At 47.9% G+C, this 489-nt stretch carries 1 protein-coding gene; it reads right to left on the bottom strand.

The genetic code is table 11. The annotated features are described in order from the left end of the window. Positions 1–204: 204 nt before the first annotated feature. A partial coding sequence (locus ACQRBJ_RS16215; protein WP_445304260.1) for a hypothetical protein occupies positions 205–489 on the bottom strand: 285 nt, incomplete at its 5' end.

The raw sequence follows: 489 nt of genomic DNA, 5'->3' as shown, positions 1-489 counted from the left end.
TATTTCTGTTCCTCACCAGTCTCGCTCATGTGAGCCAGACAAAGATAAATAGTCTTTCTTTCTTCCATTTGTATATTGTATTTAAAGTTTATTCATTAACAAATTCCCCCACTATCCCCAGGCTTCTCCAATCTGCCCCATCAAGCAACCCATTATCCCCAGGCGGTCCCATCCCACACAATATGGCGTAAACAGATTCTTCAATTAGCAAGCTGTCCCCAGGCGGTCCCAGCCCGCAAAAACTGGCGAAGACCTTTGATGGTCCGCCAACCTTATAGCGAAGCGGTTCTGAGCACCGAGTAGGGCGGTTTTCTCCCTCGCTCCTGAGGAGAGAGGGCAGGGGTGAGAGGTGGAGCCTTCCTTAAGGGTAAGGAAGGACGGGTAGGTTTTCGAAAAAACACCTTCTTTAATGGGAAAAAGCGATGCCAATGAGTGCAATGAAAGCTCGCTTTCAAATTGCCGAGTGCAGCTCGCTTTATCAACAAAGAA

The organism is Prevotella sp. SGI.167, from assembly GCF_050313615.1.
Taxonomy (GTDB): domain Bacteria; phylum Bacteroidota; class Bacteroidia; order Bacteroidales; family Bacteroidaceae; genus Prevotella.
The sequence above is the reverse complement of the archived record's forward strand: the minus strand, read 5'-3'. Positions and strand labels throughout refer to the sequence as shown.